Here is a 1255-nt window from a genome sequence, read left to right as displayed (position 1 = left end):
ATGGCAAAGGAAAAGTTTGAGCGTAATAAGCCGCACGTCAACATCGGCACGATTGGCCACGTTGACCACGGCAAGACGACGCTGACCGCAGCAATCACCAAGTATTTCGGTGACTTCAAAGCGTATGACCAGATTGACGGCGCGCCTGAAGAAAAAGCACGTGGCATCACCATCTCGACGGCCCACGTGGAATACGAGACCGATGCGCGTCACTACGCCCACGTTGACTGCCCCGGCCACGCCGACTACGTCAAGAACATGATCACCGGTGCGGCGCAAATGGACGGCGCGATTCTGGTTGTGAACGCGGCTGACGGCCCGATGCCTCAGACCCGCGAGCACATTCTGCTGGGCCGCCAGGTTGGTATCCCGACCATGGTCGTGTTCATGAACAAAGTTGACCAGGTTGACGACGAAGAGCTGCTGGAGCTGGTGGAAATGGAAATCCGCGAGCTGCTGAGCTCGTATGATTACCCTGGCGACGACATTCCGATCATTGCCGGTTCGGCTCTGGCCGCGATGGAAGGCAACAACCCGGAAATCGGCGAAGAATCGATCCGCAAGCTGATGGCTGCCGTGGACGAGTACATCCCGACGCCTGAGCGTGCTGTTGACCAGCCGTTCCTGATGCCGGTCGAAGACGTGTTCTCGATCTCGGGCCGTGGTACAGTTGTGACCGGTCGTGTTGAGCGTGGCGTGATCAATGTTGGCGACGAGATCGAAATCGTCGGCATCCGCGACACCAAGAAAACCACCTGTACCGGTGTTGAAATGTTCCGCAAGCTGCTGGATCGCGGCGAAGCGGGCGACAACATCGGCGCGCTGCTGCGTGGTATCGACCGTGAAGGTGTTGAGCGTGGCCAGGTTCTGTGTAAGCCGGGTTCGGTTACACCGCACACCAAGTTCGAAGCCGAAGCCTATATCCTGACCAAGGAAGAGGGTGGCCGTCACACGCCGTTCTTCGCGAACTACCGTCCGCAGTTCTACTTCCGTACAACTGACGTGACCGGCACCGTGACCCTGGCAGCTGGCACCGAGATGGTTATGCCCGGCGACAACGTGTCGTTCGAGGTTGAGCTGATCGCACCGATCGCGATGGAAAACGGCCTGCGTTTCGCCATCCGCGAAGGCGGCCGCACCGTCGGCGCCGGCGTTGTGTCGAAGATCGTCGAGTAATTCGCGCAAGCGAATGATCAAATGGAAAGGGCGCCCATTCGGCGCCCTTTCTCGTTTGATCTCGACAAGCCCGCGACGC

General features: G+C 59.0%; 1 protein-coding gene. It reads left to right on the top strand.

Going from position 1 to position 1255, the window contains the following annotated elements; genetic code table 11:
- A partial coding sequence (gene tuf / locus AC2FH8_RS20570) for an elongation factor Tu (RefSeq protein WP_142640426.1) occupies positions 1-1176 on the top strand: 1176 nt, incomplete at its 5' end.
- Positions 1177-1255 lie beyond the last annotated feature (79 nt).

The sequence above is a fragment of the Ruegeria sp. CDSC025 genome, assembly GCF_059610805.1.
The sequence above is the reverse complement of the archived record's forward strand: the minus strand, read 5'-3'. Positions and strand labels throughout refer to the sequence as shown.